This window comes from Litchfieldella rifensis, assembly GCF_042646605.1.
Lineage (GTDB): Bacteria > Pseudomonadota > Gammaproteobacteria > Pseudomonadales > Halomonadaceae > Litchfieldella > Litchfieldella rifensis.
The window spans coordinates 189207-205213 of the sequence record NZ_JBHRUG010000019.1; the positions used below are offsets into that span (position 1 = coordinate 189207).

A 16007-nucleotide genomic window follows, 5' to 3' on the forward strand; every position below is an offset into this window, starting at 1 on the left:
CCATCCCCCTCCCTAGCGCAGCGGATCGAGCAGCGAGCTCAGACCGTTGTGGTCGATCTCGTGCATCAACTGCAGAAGCTGGCCGATCTCGCCGGGAGGGAAGCCTTCCCGGGCGAACCAGTTGAGGTAGGGGCCGGGCAGGTCGGCGATCAGCCGGCCTTCGTACTTGCCGAACGGCATCTTGCGGGTGACCAGCTTCTGCAAGTCTTCGGGGGCCATGCGTCGCACTCCTTTGCCGTTTTGTCTCTCGTTCCTCGCACCTTAGTCTAAGGTAATCCAATCAGGTAGCGAAGAAGAGAGAGCCGAGATGGGCAAGACGTCACACAATACCCCGCCAGAGGAGGCGACCGATCCTTATCTGTGGCTCGAGGAGGTCGACGCTGAGCAGGCCCTGGAATGGGTCAAGGCGCAGAATGCGGTGGCTCAGGCTCGACTGGAGGCTGCCGACGGTTTCGAGTCGCTGCGTGCTGACTTGCTGGCCATCCTCGATTCCGATGACCGGATCCCCTTCGTCGTCAAGCGCGGCGAGCACTACTACAACTTCTGGCAGGACAAGGATCACCCACGTGGCCTGTGGCGGCGCACCACGCCGGACGAGTACCGCAAGCCACAGCCGCAGTGGGAGACCCTGATCGATGTCGATGCCCTCAATGCCACCGAGGGGGAGAACTGGGTCTGGCACGGCGCGCACTGCCTCAAGCCACGCGACCCGGACGAGCCCTACCGGCACTGCCTGATCTCGCTGTCGCGGGGCGGTGCCGACGCCGACGTGACTCGCGAGTTCGATCTCGTCGACAAGCGCTGGGTCGACGATGGCTTTTTCCGCGCCGAGGCCAAGGGAGCGCTGAGCTGGATCGACGAGAACACCGTCTATGCCTATACCGATTTCGGCGAGGGTTCGCTGACCGCCTCGGGCTATCCGCGCATCGTCAAGGAGTGGCGGCGCGGCACGCCGCTGAGCGCGGCGGCCACGGTCTACAGCGGCGAGCCGGACGACATGTCCATCGGTGCCGTGCATGACCATACCCGTGGCTACGAACGCGACTTCGTGGTTCGTTCGCGGGCCTTCTACGACAACGAGCTCTACCTGCGTGCCGAGGAGGGCACGCTGCTTAGGATCGACGTGCCCAACTCGGCCCGCAAGCAGGTGCATCGGCGCTGGCTGATGCTGGAACTGCGCGAGCCCTGGAGCGTCGCTGGCGAGACCTATCCCGCCGGGGCGTTGCTGGCGACCGACTTCGATGCCTTCATCGCCGGTGAACGGAAGTTCCGGGTACTGTTCGCGCCCAGCGAGACCACCTCGCTGGCGGCCACCACCTGGACCCGGAACCACCTCATCCTCAACGTGCTGGATAACGTCAAGAACCGCCTGTATGTGCTCACCCCCGGAGAAGGGAAGTGGGCGCAGGAGCCGCTTGTCGGGGCGCCCGGGATCGGTACGGTGAGCGTCAGTGCAGTGGACGACGAGGAATCCGACGACTATTTCATGATCGTCACCGGCTATCTCACACCCACCACGCTGTATTACGGGCGGGTTGGCGAGACGCCGCACAAGCTCAAGGCGGCGCCGGCGTTCTTCGAGACCGAGGGGCTTGCTGTCAGCCAGCATTTCGCCACCAGCCGGGACGGTACCCGCGTGCCGTACTTCATGGTGGCCGGGGAGGATCTCGAAACCGATGGCAAGAACCCGACCCTGCTCTACGGTTACGGCGGCTTCGAGGTCTCGCTGACGCCCGGCTACAGCGGTGGGGTCGGCCGTGGCTGGCTCAGCCAGGGCGGGGTCTACGTGGTCGCCAATATCCGTGGCGGCGGCGAATACGGCCCGCGCTGGCACCGTGCCGCGCTCAAGGCCGAGCGCCACACGGCCTACGAGGACTTCGCCGCGGTCGCCGAAGACCTGATCGCGCGCGGCATCACCTCGCCCAGCCATCTGGGCATCCAGGGCGGCTCCAACGGCGGTTTGCTGGTGGGCAACATGCTGGTGACTTATCCACAACGGTTCGGCGCCGTGGTCTGCCAGGTGCCGCTGCTCGATATGCGTCGCTACCACCGCTTGCTGGCCGGTGCCTCGTGGATGGCCGAATATGGCGATCCTGACAGCGACGACTGGCAATTCCTCAGCCAGTACTCGCCCTATCACAATCTCGGCGCCGAGGCGGACTACCCACCGCTGCTGCTGATGACCAGCACCCGCGACGACCGCGTTCACCCCGGCCATGCGCGCAAGATGATGGCGCGCATGAGCGAGCAGGGGCACGAGGTGTTCTATTACGAGAACATCGAGGGTGGCCATGGCGGAGCGGCCGACAACCGCCAGCAGGCCTACATGCAGGCGCTGGCCTACACCTTCCTCAGACAGACACTGTTCCCGCGACCCCCTATTCGTAGGTGACCACCAGGAAGGCCAGTAGCTCGTCATCGCTGTCGTTCTCGATGGTGTGTTCCTGGTCGGCGTGATAGTGCGCCGAATCCCCCGCGGCCAGGTGGCATGCGTTGTCGCCGGCGATGATCCGGGCACTGCCCTGGCTAATGGTCAATAATTCTCGAGTACCCTCGAAATGGGGCGCACTGCGCAGGCTGGCGTGGGGGGCGATGCGCAGTTCGTAGAACTCGACATGCTTCTCGAGGTGAAGCGGCGAGAGGGTGCGGATGCGGCACTCGCGATCATCGCGGAACAGGTGGGTAGTGTCGTTGCCGCGTACCACCTCGATGCTGGAGGCGGTCCAGGGCTGGTCGACCAGGTCACCGATGCTCAGCCCGAAGGCCTGGGCGATGCGCAAGGTCACTGCCAGGGTGGGATTGGCACGGCCCCGTTCGATCTGGCTGAGCATCGAGCGGCTGACTCCGCAGGCGGACGCCAGCTGGTCCAGGGTCAGGCCCCGTTTCTTGCGCAGCTCGATGACGCGATCGCAGAGCAACTGACCGCCGCCATCCTCCTGTCTCGATGGTGTCTGGGTCACTCGAGCCTCCGTTGAAATCCAATATAGTGGATAAATTTCCTGCATAGAGAATTTTCTACTATGCTGGAATTACTTCCTTTATGGTAAACGCCCAGGCAGGGATTACCAGCGAAGGGGCCATATCACAAGTTCAAGGAGGCGCAGATGAAGGCACTGGTCAAGCGAGAGGCAGCACCGGGGCTGTGGCTCGAAGAGGTATCCATGCCGGAGATCGGCATCAACGATGTATTGGTGCGCGTGAAACGCACGGCCATCTGCGGTACCGACGTGCACATTTATAACTGGGACAGCTGGGCGCAGAAGACCATCCCCGTGCCCATGGTGGTGGGTCACGAGTTCGTCGGCGAGATCGTCGAGGTCGGCGCCAACGTCAACGACTTCCATCCCGGACAGATCGTCTCGGGGGAGGGGCACGTCGTTTGCGGCCGCTGCCGCAACTGCCTGGCGGGGCGCCGCCACCTGTGCGCCCACACTAGCGGCGTGGGCGTCAACCGCCCCGGGGCCTTCGCCGAATACGTCTCCCTGCCCATGTCCAATGTGTGGGAGCACAAGCCGGGCATCGACCTCGACGTGGCCGCACTGTTTGACCCCCTGGGCAACGCCGTGCACACCGCCTTGCAGTACGACCTGCTCGGCGAGGACGTGCTGATCACCGGTGCCGGTCCCATCGGCGCCATGGCGGCCGCGGTGTGTCGCCATGCCGGCGCGCGTCACGTGGTGGTCACCGACCTCAATCCCCAGCGCCTGGCACTGGCCGAGACCCTGGGTGCCACACGTACCGTGAATGTCGGCCAGGAGAGCCTGGCCGAGGTGCAACGATCCCTGGGCATGACCGAGGGGTTCGACGTCGGACTGGAGATGTCCGGCAGCCCCGCCGCCTTCGAGGATATGCTGGCCAACATGTGCCATGGCGGCAAGGTGGCGATGCTGGGCATTCCCACCGAGGAATTGGCCATCGACTGGAACACCGTGATCTTCAACATGCTGACCATCAAGGGCATCTATGGCCGCGAGATGTACGAGACCTGGTACAAGATGTCGGTGATGGTCGAATCCGGGCTGGACATCTCGCCGGTGATCACCCATCGCCTGCCTTACAGCGACTTCCAGCGGGGGTTCGAGGCGATGTTGGCGGGGGAGGCCAGCAAGGTGATCCTGAACTGGGACTGAGACCATCCTCCACCCTACGGTGGGGTGATTAAGCAAGAGGGAAACGACACCATGTATGGCGACTTTCAACAACACCTGCGTGACGAGCTCGAGGCCATCGAGAATGCCGGCCTGTTCAAGCGGGAACGCGAGCTGGCCACACCCCAGGGCGCCCATGTGGGCGTGGCGCAGGATGGCGAGGTACTGAACCTCTGCGCCAACAACTACCTGGGGCTCGCCCAGCACCCGGCGGTCAAGGCGGCGGCCCAGGCCGGGCTGGAGGAGTGGGGCTACGGCCTGGCCTCGGTGCGCTTCATCTGCGGCACCCAGACCCTGCACAAGCAGCTCGAGGCGAGGCTTAGCGAGTTCCTCGGCACCGAGGACACCATCCTCTACCCGTCCTGTTTCGATGCCAACGGGGGCCTGTTCGAGACGCTGCTTGGCCCCGAGGATGCGGTGATCTCCGACGAGCTCAACCACGCCAGCATCATCGACGGGGTGCGCCTGTGCAAGGCCAAACGCTATCGCTACCGCAATAGTGACATGACCGACCTGGAAGCCCAGTTGCAGGCAGCCGACAAGGCCGGCGCGCGCTTCAAGCTGATCACCACCGACGGCGTGTTCTCCATGGACGGCTACATCGCCAAGCTGGACGAGATCTGTGACCTGGCCGAGCGCTACCACGCCCTGGTGCATGTCGACGACTGCCATGCCACCGGCTTCCTCGGCGAGGGCGGGCGCGGCACCCACGAGTACCGGAATTGCCTGGACCGGGTGGACATCCTCACCGGGACGCTGGGCAAGGCCTTGGGCGGCGCCAGTGGGGGCTACACCAGTGGCCGCCGGGAAATAGTCGCGCTGCTGCGCCAGCGATCGCGTCCCTACCTGTTCTCCAACACCGTGGCGCCGCCGGTGGTCGCCGGGGCGCTCAAGGCCCTGGAGCTGGCAGGGGAATCCAGCGAGCTGCGGGACCGACTCAAGGAGAACACTGCCTTCTTCCGCCAGGGACTCGAGGCTCTGGGTTTCGAGCTGCTCCCCGGGGAACATCCCATCGTGCCGGTGATGTTGCACGATGCCGCTCTGGCCGCGCGCTTCGCCGAGGCGATGCTGGAGGAGGGCGTCTACGTGATCGCCTTCTCCTACCCCGTGGTTCCCAAGGGCAAGGCGCGTATCCGCACCCAAGTGTCGGCGGCCCTGACACGTGACGATCTGGAGTTCGCCTTGGCGGCCTTCGGTCGGGTGAAGGAGCGCTTGGGCCTGGGCGGTGACATTTAGTTCTTTGCGATGCCCGGGCGGGTGTTCCCTTTCGCCTCCAGTCGAAAGGGAACGCAAGCTTGCTTGCACTGGCGTTTCAAGAGCCGTGGCGACGATCAGCCAGCCCAATCAAGGGCTTGTCCTCGCCAGCCAACCACCGGGATGGCTATGATGGGACGATCCGGCGGCAGTGCGAGGCGAGCCTCAAACGCCTGCGCACCGACCACCTGGACCTGTACTACCTTCACCGCCTGGATCGCCAGGTACCCATCGAGCTTATGCGCGAGAACCTGGCGGCTGAAACCATCAGCCTGGATGCAGCAACCGTCACTCGATTGAACGCCATGATGACACCGGATCAGGTGGCTGGTGCGCGCTACAGTGAGGCACAGCAGGCGGATATCGACACCGAAGAGTTTGCATCATTGAAAAAGTCGACGAGCTAGCGAGCTCTGAAACCAACTCAAGACCTGCCTCGGCGAGGCCGACAACCGCCAGCAGGCCTATATGCAAGCGCTGGCCTACACCTTCCTCAGCAAGATATTGTCGCCGTCGAATAAGCTCCTGATTATCCCCGACTCTCTGTGCCCTCCGATGTGGGCCACAGTCACGACTTGGTTTTTGAAATTGATGTCCGTAAACGTCGATTAACTGTCGCGTTGTGCCCATGACTGACCGAAGACCTGCGCCACTGTGTAGAGGCAAATGACTTCCCCTCGAGAAACGATTTCACGCCAACGGAGTGGTGGGGCTGCGGAATACCGCTGCAGAAACTCCATGGCGAAAAACTCAGGAGGTGAACACAATGGCCGACAACAATAATTCCGGCAGTGGGTTACAACACATAGATCATGACTCGCTGATAGAACGACAAGGACTCTTCCAGGGCATGCACAAGGGCATGACCATCTGCTCCGCCCTGATCATCGTGGTCTTCGTGGCCTTTTCCGCGCTCAATACCTCCCTGGCCGGCATTGTTTTCGGCGGCGCCAGGTCATGGATCGAGAACACCTTCAGTTGGTATTACATCCTTACCCTGGTGTTCCTGATTGGCGTGTGCTTCGCGTTGATGGTGAGCCCCTTCGGCAAGGTGCGCCTGCCTGGACCGGGCCCACCATCTGCAGAATGAGACCGACCTGGATATCCTTTCCGTGGGACTGGCCTGCGGCTTTGGCTCCAGTTCGAGCTTCTCACGTGCCTTTCGTGCTCACTTCGGGCAGTCGCCGCGCGAGGTACGACGGCGCTGATCGCCCTTCACAGCTCCGCCCACATGCGCAGCAGGTTGGCCAGGCTCTTCGACAGCATGTCGAAGGTGCGGGTCTTGCCGCTCTCCTCGAACACCTGGCGCCGGGTAGTATCGAGGTCGAAGAGGATCTCGCGCTGCTGGGGGTCACGAACCTGGCTCTGGGCCCAGCCCACGGCGGCCAGCCGTTCGCCACGGGTCACCGGCTCGACGCGGTGCAGGGTCGAGGAGGGATAGAGAATCAGGCCCCCGGCAGGCAACTTGTAGGTCTGTTCGCCGGCGGTGGAGTCGATGAGCAGTTCCCCACCGTCGTAGCTGTCGGGATCGTTGAGGAAGAGGGTGAAGGACAGGTCCGTGCGCATGGCGCCCTGGGGCGTGGCCATTACCGCATCGTCGACATGGTTGCCGTAGCTCATGCCTTCCTCGTAGCGGCTGAACATCAATGGCTTCATATGCTTGGGCCGGGCCGCCATCTGGAACAGCGGATGGCGCTGCAGCTCGGTGGCGATCTCCTGGCGCAGGGCGGCCACCTCGGGTTGACGACCATCGGCCTGCTGGTTGAGCTTGACCGTGCGGGCGTGCCACCCCGCCGTCTCGCGGCCGTCGCGGAAGGGGGTGTCGGCCAGGGTGGTCTGCACCCGCTGCAGCAGTGCGGTCGGAATGACCTGATCGATGCATAGGATCACGGTAGGCACTCCACTCGGACGAAAATATCGTCAATTATAAACAAGTGTGAATGGTTTGCATTAAACTTACGCAGCCGGCACTCTCTATACCGGTAACCAACCGGCCTTCACATGGCCGAGCGCCCTGGCAAACGCAATGAATAAAGGGAGTCAGCATGTCCAATAACACTCGTACCAAGCTCTGGGTTGGCGTTGGCGCGACCGTCCTGCTGGGCACCAACACGGCAAGCTGGGCGGAGACGGGGGGCCCGACCGAGTTTTCCCAAGGCCCCGATACGCTGTTGCTCGCCCACGCCGATCAAGGTGGTGAAGGCGGCGAGGGCGGGGAAGCCGGCCATCACAAGGAAGGCGGTGAAGGCGGCGAAGGTGGCGAGGGCGGGGAAGCCGGCCACCACAAGGAAGGCGGCGAAGGCGGCGAAGGTGGCGAGGGCGGGGAAGCCGGCCACCACAAGGAAGGCGGCGAAGGTGGCGAGGGTGGCGAAGCCGGCCATGCCGAGGGTCCCGATCCGTTCGCGGTCTTTGCCTACCTGAACGCTTCCGCCGGCGGCGAAGGTGGCGAAGGCGGTGAAGGCGGTGAAGGTGGCGAAGGCGGTGAAGGTGGCGAAGGCGGTGAAGGTGGCGAAGGCGGTGAAGGTGGCGAAGGCGGCCAGCATATCGACGCCAGTAATCCCGGTGTCTACTACACCAGCCTCGCCATGATGCAAGGCCACCTGGAAGTCGCTCGTGAGCTCTACCAGGAGGGTGAGCAAACCGCATCTCAGCCGCACTTCGGGCACCCCATCCACGAGCACTACGAAGGACTGGAACCCGCCTTCGAGCAGCGTGGCGTCGAGGACTTCGAAGGTACCCTGCAGGCCCTGGTCGACGAGGTCCGTGAAGGTGGCGAATGGGGCCAGCACGAAGATGCCTACGGGGAGGCCGTCAGCGCCATCGAATCCGCCATGCAGGATGTCGACGCTGAACTGCGCGAGGATGCGACCTTCCAGAGCCGCGTTCAGTTGGCGCTGCTGCGCCAGGCCATGAACGAGTATGCCGAAGCGGTCGACGATGGTCAGTTCGTCAATGTCGTTGAATACCAGGATGGTCGTGGCTTCATGCTCGTCGCCAAGTCTCTGCTCGAGGCCCAGGCCGAACTCTTCCAGGCCAACGATGCCGAGTCCTTCGATACGCTGATGGCGGCCTATGACGAGGCCTTGAAAGCTTGGCCATCGGCGGAGGCACCGCAGTCACCGGTGATGAGCTCCGGTGAACTCTCGGCTGCCATGTTCACGCTCGAATCTCGGCTCGGTGAGTACTAGGGCGTTAGCGCCGTCCTGAGACGCTGACGCGGAGGGCGGCCAGGCTCGCCTTCCACAAAGGCCCGACTCGGATGTCCCCTTGGGCGGTGTTCGAGCCGGGCTTTCTTCGTTGCTAGTCACCCAGGCGTCGATTCAGGGCCTGGCAGAAGTCACGCCAGGTCTCGCCCATGGCGGCGAGGGAGCTCTGGGCGTGCAGGGCGCCATGCACCATGCCTTCGGCGCAATGGTAGCCGACATCCGCCCCAGCCTGGCGCCAGGCGGCCACCGCGGCTTCCAATGGGGCGGTGAGCGGGTCGTATTCCACCGCCAACACCTCGATCGATGCTGCGGGCGGCAGGTCGACGTCGCTCTCGGGCATCGTGTCGGCGACCTGACGCCACGATGTCAAAACATCGTCGCGCGACAGCAAGGGAGCATCCGGCCCCAGGGTCGCCGCGCTGGGCCGGCCCACCGGCGGATAGACCAGCCCGAGAAGGCCTTGCCAGGGCCGTGACAGTGCCACATCCATGGCCAGCCGGGCGCCGGCGCTGTCGCCGACCAGGGTCAGCGGGTCGACGGCGTCCACCACGTGCTGGCAGTCCGCCAGCGCCTCACGGTAGTCGGCTTCCGGCGCAAGGCGATAGTCGACGCTGACCACCTCGCGTGCGAGTTGCTCGGCGAGGCTCGCCGCAATGCCGTGGTGGCTGACCACCGAGCCCAGGTTCCACCCACCGCCATGCACGAACACCGCCCGTCCCGGTGACGCCGCCGGCGGCTGGAAGCGTCGCACCGCGACACCGCCGAGGCGGGTGTCGGTCACCCGCATGCCGCGGGGATCGGGAGGGGCGAAGTCATTGCACAGGGTCTCGTAGCGACGGCGTGCCGCCGTGGGTGGCATGCCGTCGAGTTCGGCGAGCCCGGCGCCGAAGCGTTGAATGAAGGTGTCGATATTCATCATTGGCTGGCCCTTGGGATACCGATCCGCCGCCCGGCCAAGGCCGGCCAGTCGCCATCGGGACCTGGCAGGCGGGCGATGCGCCCGGCCACGACGTCGGGAAAGACGCCGGGCCTACCGCTGTCGGTGCTCATGCCCATCAGCATCTGCTCGCTGGTGGCCAGGCACTGGCCCTGCGAGTCGAGCATTTCCAGAAACACATGCAGCCGTTTGGCGTCGTGGTCGAGCAGGGTCGACTCCACCGTTAGCGTCTGCGCCTCGTGGGCCTCGCGGCGGTAACAGAGATGGGTTTCCAGGGTAAAGAGAGTGAAGGCATGGCGGTCGCGGCCCTCGGTGTCGAGGCCGATACGATCCATCAGCGCCTCGATGGCATGCGAGAAGACCCGCGCGTACTCGGCGTCGTTCATATGGCCGTTGTAGTCCACCCACTCCGGGGCCACGCGTGTTTCCAGCAGTTGCATCAGATACGTTCCTCCAAGCCTTCTGCTTCCGGCCAGTATTGGCGTACCAGGGCCAGCAGTTCAACCAGGAAGGCGTCGCGGCGCTGCTCCAACTCGGCCACCGGGCGCCCGGCGGCCTGGTGCTCGCAGCCTTCGACGACCTTGTCGATCAACGCCTCGCTGAGCTCGGGGGCCTCGAGCCGGGTCCAGGGCAGCTTCAGCGCCGGGCCAAACTGCTCGAGCATATGACGCATGCCGGCATCGCCACCGGCCAGATGAAAGGTCAGGAAGGTGCCCATCAACGACCAGCGCAGGCCGCAGCCATAGACCATGGCGGCATCGACTTCCTCGGTGGTGGCCACGCCGTCATTGACCAGGTGCAGCGCCTCGCGCCATAGCGCTTCCATCAGGCGGTCGGCGATATGGCCCTCGATCTCGCGCTTGACCACCAGTGGACGCATGGCCAGGGAGCGGTACAGCGACTGGGCGCTGCCCATCTGTTCCGGGGTGGTCGCCGCGCCTCCCACCAGTTCGACCAGTGGCAGCAGATAGACCGGGTTGAAGGGATGGGCGACGATCACCCGCCCCGGCGCTTGGCGGCAGTCGCGCTGCAGGTCGCTGGGTTTGAAGCCGGAGGTCGAGGAGCCGATCAGCGTTTCGGGAGCGGCGACGGCGTCCAGGGTGGCGAGGATCTCGCGCTTGAGTGGCAGCCGCTCGGGGACGTTCTCCTGAATCAGGTCGGCGCCGGCCACCGCGGCGTCCAAGCGGTCGACGAAGTGCAGCCGCTCGGGGCTGGCGCCTGCGGTAGTCCCCAGTCGCTCCAGCGCCGGCCAGGCGTTGGCCACCGCGGCGCGGGTGCGGGCCTCGGCATCGAGTGCCGGATCGAAGGCCACCACGTCCCAGCCACGCGCCAGGGCGCGGGCGATCCAGCCGTTGCCGATCACCCCGGTGGCAATCACTGCGAGACGCTGCGTCATGCGCCACCCCCCACGACCTGGTTCCCGGCCGCTCGATCAGCGTGCGGGTCACGCAGTTCCAGATGAGCGCGGGTCTCGGCAGGGGTCATCACCCGGGCGCCGAGATTCTCGATGATGGTGCCGGCCTTCTCCACCAACTGGCCGTTGCTGGCCAGCACGCCTTTCGCCAAATAGAGATTGTCCTCCAGGCCGACCCGCGCATGACCACCCAGCAACACCGCCTGGGCCTCCATCGGCATCTGTTGGCGGCCGATGCCGAAGGCCGCCCAGTGGGCATTTTCCGGCAGCTTGTTGCGCATCGCCAGCAGGGTCTCGGTGTCGGCTTCGGCCCCCCAGGGGATGCCCAGACATAGCTGGTAGAGCGGGTCGCCGTCGATCAGGCCTTCCTGCTGGAGCTGGCGAGCGAACCACACATGCCCCAGGTCGAAGCATTCCAGCTCCGGCTTGACGCCGGCGGCCCGCACCAGGCGGGCGTGGGCGCGCAGCCAGTCGGCGGTGTTGAGGTAGACCATGTCGCCGAAGTTGAGGCTGCTGCAGTCCAGGGTGCACAGTTCCGGCAGTAGCTCGCCCACCGGCGCGTGGCGCTCGGCCGGCGTCTGGATATCGGTGCCGGGACCGCCACGGGTGGGATCGTCGCTATCGGGAGTCCAGTCGCCACCGCCGCCGACGGTAAGGTTGAGCACGATATCGGTGTCGGCCTCGCGGATACGCTCGACGACTTCGCGGAAGTGCTCGGTGGAATGGCTGATGCCGCCGGTCTCGGGGTCGCGCACGTGAATATGCGCCACACTGGCCCCCGCACGGGCTTGCTTCAAGGGCGGCATCGGCGATCTGCTTCGGGGTTACGGGCACCCCGGGGTGCTTGGCGACGGTGTCGCCGGCCCCGGTCACGGCGCAGGTAAGAATCACGTTGGGGTTCATAGGTGCGATCTCCTGGTGGGAACTTGCCCCCAGTGTCAGCGAGACACCGTGCCCAGACTTGTCGTTTAGCGCCATGAAATCGACATCTTCGGCCGTGCCGAGGTCGCCGGCAGCTTGTTAGTGACGTCGCTCGAACTGGAGAGCCTGGGCCGGTCCGCCGTCCTGGCCCGTCGTTGATCAGCGGATCCTTCTCGAACCGGCACGTTCCCTGTACCGTAACGGCAGACATTCGGTCATCCAGCGGAGAAAGATACCCATCATGCACGCGAAACAGGGGGCGACCCTCTACAGGAGTGCCTGGCAAACGACCATCCTGCTGATCACGGTGCTGTGGTTGACGGGTTGCGGCGTGAACAACATTCCGACCTACGATGAACAGGTCAAATCGGCCTGGTCCCAGGTGGAGAACCAGTACCAGCGGCGCGCCGACCTGGTGCCCAACCTGGTGGAAACCGTCAAGGGCTTTGCGCGGCAGGAGCGGGAGACATTGACCGCGGTGGTGGAAGCGCGTGCCAAGGCGACCTCCATCCAGGTCGACGAGAGCATTCTCAACGATCCCGAGCGACTGCAGCAGTTCCAGCAGGCCCAGGGGGAGCTCTCGAGCGCATTGAGCCGACTGATGGCGGTGTCCGAGCGCTACCCGGAGCTGAAATCCAACCAGAACTTCCTGGCGCTGCAGTCCCAGTTGGAAGGGACCGAGAATCGCATCGCGGTCGCCCGGCGTGACTTCATCACGGCGGTCGAGCGCTACAATACCGAGATTCGCACCTTCCCGGGTCGCATCTGGCATAGCCTGCTGTACAGCGATATGGAATTGCGCGAGACCTTCGAAGCGAGCTCGCCCGATGCCGAGCAAGCGCCACAGGTGGAGTTCTGATGGCTCGTTTCCTGCGCCTTGCCGTTGTGGTGTTGCTTTGCGGTCAGGCCTTCGGCGTGCACGCCCAGCAGCCCGACTTTCCCGCCCTCACGGGCCGGGTCGTCGATCAGGCCGAGATGCTCGATGCCGCGGTCGAATCGCGTCTGACCGGGATGCTCGCGGCCCACGAGCAGGCCACGAGCGAACAGCTCGTGGTGGTCACGCTCCCCGACCTTCAAGGGTATGCCATCGAGGAGTACGGCTATCAGTTGGGGCGTCACTGGGGAATCGGCCAGGAGGGCGAGGACAACGGTGCGTTGCTGATCGTCGCCCGCGATGAGCGCAAGATCCGCATCGAAGTCGGCTACGGCCTGGAGGGGCGTCTGACCGATGCGCAGTCCTCGACGATCATCAACCAGCGGATCACGCCGGCCTTCAAGCAGGGCGATTTTGCCCGCGGGATCACCGCGGGCACCGAAGCGATGATCCAGGTGCTGGGCGGTGAGCCGCTGGAAGCCTCGGCGGCGACCCCGCCAGGTGGCGAGGGACCCAATAAGCCCATGTCGATTGGCTTCTTCGTCTTGCTGATCATCCTCACTACCTTCCTGGGCGGTGGGCGGGGTCGCCGTTCGGGGCTGCTCGGCGGCCTGCTGCTGGGGTCCGCCATGGGGGGGCACGGCCGCTCGGGCGGAGGCGGCTTCGGCGGTGGTGGTGGCTTTGGCGGAGGCGGCGGTGGCTTCGGTGGTGGCGGCGCTTCCGGTGGCTGGTAACCCATTCCAACGAGTACAGATACCCATGGCTCTACTGAGTGAAAGCGAGCAGCGGCAGGTCGCCGAGGCAATCAATCGAGTCGAGCGCGAAACCGATGCCGAACTGGTAACGGTACTCGCGCCTCGCGCTGACGACTACGCGTATATTCCGTTGTTATGGGCCGGCATCCTGGCGCTGGTGGTGCCCGGGGCGATCAATTACTTTCCCGGTTGGCTGGATGCGCAGCTGCTGCTGCTGGTCCAGTGGGTCACCTTCATCGCGCTCAGTCTGGTGTTTCGGATTCCCAGCATCACTACGCGTCTGATTCCGCGTTCCGTGCGCCACTGGCGGGCATCGAATCTGGCACGCCGCCAGTTCCTCGAGCAGAACCTGCATCATACGGCGGAGGGGACCGGCATGCTGATCTTCGTGTCGGAAGCCGAGCGCTACGTGGAGATCCTGGTCGACCGGGGCATTTCCCGCCGGGTGAGCGACGCTACCTGGCACGGCATCGTCGAGACCTTCACCCGCCATGTCGGTCAGGGCCAGACCGCGCAGGGCTTTCTCGAATGCATCGCGGCATGTGGCGAGCATCTCAAGCAGCAGATTCCCGCCACCCACGAGCGCAACGAGTTGCCCAACCATCTGGTGATTCTTTCCTAGGCATCACCGCCTTCAGAAGAAGTCCTCGGGCTCGCGATCCTGGTCGTCCTCGGGGGCCTGCTGCTTGGCCTCATGGCACATGGCCGCGGCGCGGTCCAGCGCACTGCCGGCCCCGGCCAGTTGAAAGGCGAGATACCAGGGTTCCTCGTCGCCGATCTTCAGGCGCAGGGCGTCGCCGACATGCATCTCGTGCAGCAGGCGGTAGATCTCGGCAGTCTGGAAGCCGGCGTAGGCGCCGCTGTCGCCGCGCTCGCGGGTCAGGGTCACTTCGCTGTCGTGTCTCGGTGAGCGGTCGACACGCATTGCCCCCTGGTCAGCGCTGACGGTCTCGTCGCGGGCGGCGATCTTCCCCATGTCGACCCGTAACTCCAGTTGCGGCCGGCAGTCGTCGGGGATGAAGGTCACGGAAAAGTCGGTATCCGGGTAGTCGCTCATATTGCTGGCCCGAAAATAGCGCTCTTCGCCCAGCGAGAGCTCCATGGAGGTCCAGTGGCCGGCATTCTGGACGTGATTCCGGTTGAACATCAGCGCCGAAGATTGGCTGGCGAGACCGAGTGACAGGAGCCCGGCCAGGGCGGTCGAGATCAAGGGGTTCATAGGGTTGGCTTCCCGCAACGCAAAAACGCAAAGGGTAGCGCATGAAGGGCGCCGTGCGGGAGAGGAGTGCGTGGCTTTTCCCGACGACCTTGCCGCTCGGGACGCCTCCGGCCATGCTGATGCTGCTGGTATCATTTTGACGGAGGCGGCCCATGCGCTCCTTTATCGGCGTGCTTGCCGTATCATTCTTGGTGGTCCTGTCGGGTTGCGCTTCCACGTTCGATCCGCGGGATCGAGCCATCCAGCTGACCGCGGGGCAGCCGCAGCAAGGCTTTCTGGGACCGGGCACCGACATTTATGTGTTTACGCTGGATAAGCCGTCCGATGTCGTGCTCGAGAGCCGGGTTGCCATCGCCAGTAGCATGGCGGTGACGCCCAATGCCGTGCTCTACGATGCCGAAGGAAACGTCGTGAGGCGCGACTGGCGCAGTGGCGACTGGGAGAACTTTCGTATTGCCATTACCTTGCCGGCCGGCACCTGGTATCTGCATGTCTATGACGGTCAGGCTTGCTTTTCGATGATGGACGACGACTGCATGGAAGGGGATCGCAACTACGAGGTGAGCCTCGAAGTCACTGAGCTGCCCCGCTAAGGCCGTCAGCCCCCCTGCCAGCGGGCGCGTCAGTGGCGTAATGCATCGCTGACGCGAACCCATTCACTAATTAAGTTATCCAGAGATTGGGTAATTTGCTCATCAATGAGTTCACCCTGGGCATCGAAGGCTTGGGCGGCATGCGGTACGCTAAGCTGCTGAGGTAGTACGTGTACCCCAATGTTGCCCAGCATCATGCGCAATGCCACCAGGCCGCGTCGTCCGCCGGTGGCGCCTCCCGAGGCCGCGCACAGTGCTGCTACCTTGCCTCGGAAGGCGACCAACGCCGGTTCGTCCGGATGTTCGCGGCGCGATATCCAGTCCAGGGTGTTCTTGAGCAAAGGGGTCAAACTACTGTTATATTCCGGTGCGGCGATCAGGAAGCCATCGCAGTCACGAAATAGCGCTTTCAGCGTTTTGGCCGCTTTCGGCAGGCCTTCGTGAGCTTCCAGATCGCCGTGGTAGAGCGGCATGGGATAATCGGCGAGGTCGAGGAAGCTGATCTCAGCGTCATATCGCTGAGCCATCGTGGCCGCGACTCTGGCCAGGCGCTTGTTGAGAGAATCTTGGCGGGCGCTCCCGGCAAAACATAGCAGGCGGGGCTGGTTGGTCATCCGAGGTCTCCTGTCATGCCAAGCAGTGGCGGAGCCTTAACCATAGCGCTCGCTGGCGTTAAACCCAAAGAA

At 64.3% G+C, this 16007-nt stretch carries 18 protein-coding genes and 3 pseudogenes; 12 read left to right on the forward strand and 9 right to left on the reverse strand.

What is annotated here, in order from left to right; all coding sequences use genetic code 11:
• Window positions 1-12: 12 nt before the first annotated feature.
• On the reverse strand, window positions 13-219 hold the full coding sequence (locus tag ACFOEV_RS10225; RefSeq protein WP_386773504.1) for a DUF3820 family protein: 207 nt from the start codon (window positions 217-219) through the stop codon (window positions 13-15).
• Window positions 220-307: 88 nt separating this feature from the next.
• On the opposite strand from ACFOEV_RS10225, the gene ACFOEV_RS10230 reads away from it, so the two are divergent.
• Window positions 308-2392 (forward strand): prolyl oligopeptidase family serine peptidase, encoded by a 2085-nt coding sequence (locus tag ACFOEV_RS10230; protein ID WP_386773506.1) that lies wholly within the window; start codon window positions 308-310, stop codon window positions 2390-2392.
• Here the strand turns inward: ACFOEV_RS10230 and ACFOEV_RS10235 are convergent.
• Window positions 2379-2960: a helix-turn-helix domain-containing protein gene (locus ACFOEV_RS10235; RefSeq protein ID WP_386773508.1), complete on the reverse strand. Its 582-nt coding sequence runs from the start codon at window positions 2958-2960 to the stop codon at window positions 2379-2381. The two genes, ACFOEV_RS10230 and ACFOEV_RS10235, sit on opposite strands and share 14 nt — an antisense overlap.
• Window positions 2961-3104: 144 nt before the next feature.
• Here ACFOEV_RS10235 and tdh point away from each other — a divergent pair, with 144 nt between their 5' ends.
• The 6 genes and pseudogenes from tdh to ACFOEV_RS10260 all read left to right on the forward strand — a co-directional run bounded on the left by tdh (window position 3105) and on the right by ACFOEV_RS10260 (window position 6610).
• Entirely contained in the window at window positions 3105-4130 is a 1026-nt protein-coding gene (tdh, locus tag ACFOEV_RS10240) for an L-threonine 3-dehydrogenase (RefSeq protein WP_386773510.1), read from the forward strand.
• A 51-nt stretch (window positions 4131-4181) separates the two neighbouring features.
• Window positions 4182-5384, forward strand: coding sequence for a glycine C-acetyltransferase (gene kbl, locus ACFOEV_RS10245; RefSeq protein WP_386773512.1), 1203 nt, complete (start codon window positions 4182-4184; stop codon window positions 5382-5384).
• Between the two features lie 116 nt (window positions 5385-5500).
• A pseudogene (locus ACFOEV_RS22410) lies at window positions 5501-5629 on the forward strand (aldo/keto reductase); the annotation flags it as partial.
• 12 nt (window positions 5630-5641) lie between these two features.
• A pseudogene (locus tag ACFOEV_RS22415) lies at window positions 5642-5809 on the forward strand (aldo/keto reductase); the annotation flags it as partial.
• A gap of 359 nt (window positions 5810-6168) precedes the next feature.
• Window positions 6169-6492, forward strand: a complete 324-nt coding sequence (locus ACFOEV_RS10255; protein ID WP_386773517.1) for a BCCT family transporter — start codon at window positions 6169-6171, stop codon at window positions 6490-6492.
• Window positions 6493-6505: 13 nt separating this feature from the next.
• Window positions 6506-6610 (forward strand): helix-turn-helix domain-containing protein, encoded by a 105-nt coding sequence (locus ACFOEV_RS10260; protein ID WP_386773880.1) that lies wholly within the window; start codon window positions 6506-6508, stop codon window positions 6608-6610.
• A gap of 7 nt (window positions 6611-6617) precedes the next feature.
• Here ACFOEV_RS10260 and ACFOEV_RS10265 read toward each other — a convergent pair whose 3' ends face one another.
• Window positions 6618-7292 (reverse strand): Fe2+-dependent dioxygenase, encoded by a 675-nt coding sequence (locus tag ACFOEV_RS10265; RefSeq protein WP_386773518.1) that lies wholly within the window; start codon window positions 7290-7292, stop codon window positions 6618-6620.
• Window positions 7293-7447: 155 nt separating this feature from the next.
• Between ACFOEV_RS10265 and ACFOEV_RS10270 the strand changes: the two genes are divergently transcribed.
• On the forward strand, window positions 7448-8590 hold the full coding sequence (locus tag ACFOEV_RS10270; RefSeq protein WP_386773520.1) for a hypothetical protein: 1143 nt from the start codon (window positions 7448-7450) through the stop codon (window positions 8588-8590).
• Window positions 8591-8702: 112 nt separating this feature from the next.
• On the opposite strand, the gene ACFOEV_RS10275 is transcribed toward ACFOEV_RS10270, so the two are convergent.
• The 4 genes and pseudogenes from ACFOEV_RS10275 to ACFOEV_RS10290 form a co-directional block, all read right to left on the reverse strand.
• Window positions 8703-9527, reverse strand: coding sequence for an alpha/beta hydrolase (locus tag ACFOEV_RS10275; protein WP_386773522.1), 825 nt, complete (start codon window positions 9525-9527; stop codon window positions 8703-8705).
• Complete coding sequence (locus ACFOEV_RS10280) at window positions 9524-9985, reverse strand: thioesterase family protein (RefSeq protein WP_386773524.1); 462 nt, start codon at window positions 9983-9985, stop codon at window positions 9524-9526. The genes ACFOEV_RS10275 and ACFOEV_RS10280 overlap by 4 nt, the downstream gene beginning before the upstream one ends.
• Window positions 9985-10941 (reverse strand): L-carnitine dehydrogenase, encoded by a 957-nt coding sequence (locus tag ACFOEV_RS10285; RefSeq protein WP_386773526.1) that lies wholly within the window; start codon window positions 10939-10941, stop codon window positions 9985-9987. Before ACFOEV_RS10285 ends, ACFOEV_RS10280 begins: the two co-directional genes overlap by 1 nt.
• Window positions 10938-11862 (reverse strand): annotated as a pseudogene (locus tag ACFOEV_RS10290) (3-keto-5-aminohexanoate cleavage protein). The gene ACFOEV_RS10285 and the pseudogene ACFOEV_RS10290 overlap by 4 nt, the downstream one beginning before the upstream one ends.
• A gap of 259 nt (window positions 11863-12121) precedes the next feature.
• On the opposite strand from ACFOEV_RS10290, the gene ACFOEV_RS10295 reads away from it, so the two are divergent.
• The 3 genes from ACFOEV_RS10295 to ACFOEV_RS10305 are packed head-to-tail and all read left to right on the forward strand — an operon-like array spanning window position 12122 to window position 14131.
• A complete protein-coding gene (locus ACFOEV_RS10295) occupies window positions 12122-12739 on the forward strand; it encodes a LemA family protein (RefSeq protein ID WP_386773528.1) in 618 nt (205 codons plus the stop codon).
• Complete coding sequence (locus tag ACFOEV_RS10300; protein WP_386773530.1) at window positions 12739-13488, forward strand: TPM domain-containing protein; 750 nt, start codon at window positions 12739-12741, stop codon at window positions 13486-13488. Before ACFOEV_RS10295 ends, ACFOEV_RS10300 begins: the two co-directional genes overlap by 1 nt.
• Window positions 13489-13513: 25 nt before the next feature.
• Window positions 13514-14131, forward strand: a complete 618-nt coding sequence (locus ACFOEV_RS10305; protein ID WP_386773532.1) for a TPM domain-containing protein — start codon at window positions 13514-13516, stop codon at window positions 14129-14131.
• Between the two features lie 12 nt (window positions 14132-14143).
• Here ACFOEV_RS10305 and ACFOEV_RS10310 read toward each other — a convergent pair whose 3' ends face one another.
• On the reverse strand, window positions 14144-14728 hold the full coding sequence (locus ACFOEV_RS10310) for a hypothetical protein (RefSeq protein ID WP_386773534.1): 585 nt from the start codon (window positions 14726-14728) through the stop codon (window positions 14144-14146).
• A gap of 152 nt (window positions 14729-14880) precedes the next feature.
• On the opposite strand from ACFOEV_RS10310, the gene ACFOEV_RS10315 reads away from it, so the two are divergent.
• Window positions 14881-15321 (forward strand): hypothetical protein, encoded by a 441-nt coding sequence (locus ACFOEV_RS10315; RefSeq protein WP_386773535.1) that lies wholly within the window; start codon window positions 14881-14883, stop codon window positions 15319-15321.
• Between the two features lie 29 nt (window positions 15322-15350).
• Here the strand turns inward: ACFOEV_RS10315 and ACFOEV_RS10320 are convergent, their stop codons facing one another.
• Window positions 15351-15935: an NADPH-dependent FMN reductase gene (locus ACFOEV_RS10320; RefSeq protein ID WP_386773537.1), complete on the reverse strand. Its 585-nt coding sequence runs from the start codon at window positions 15933-15935 to the stop codon at window positions 15351-15353.
• Window positions 15936-16007 lie beyond the last annotated feature (72 nt).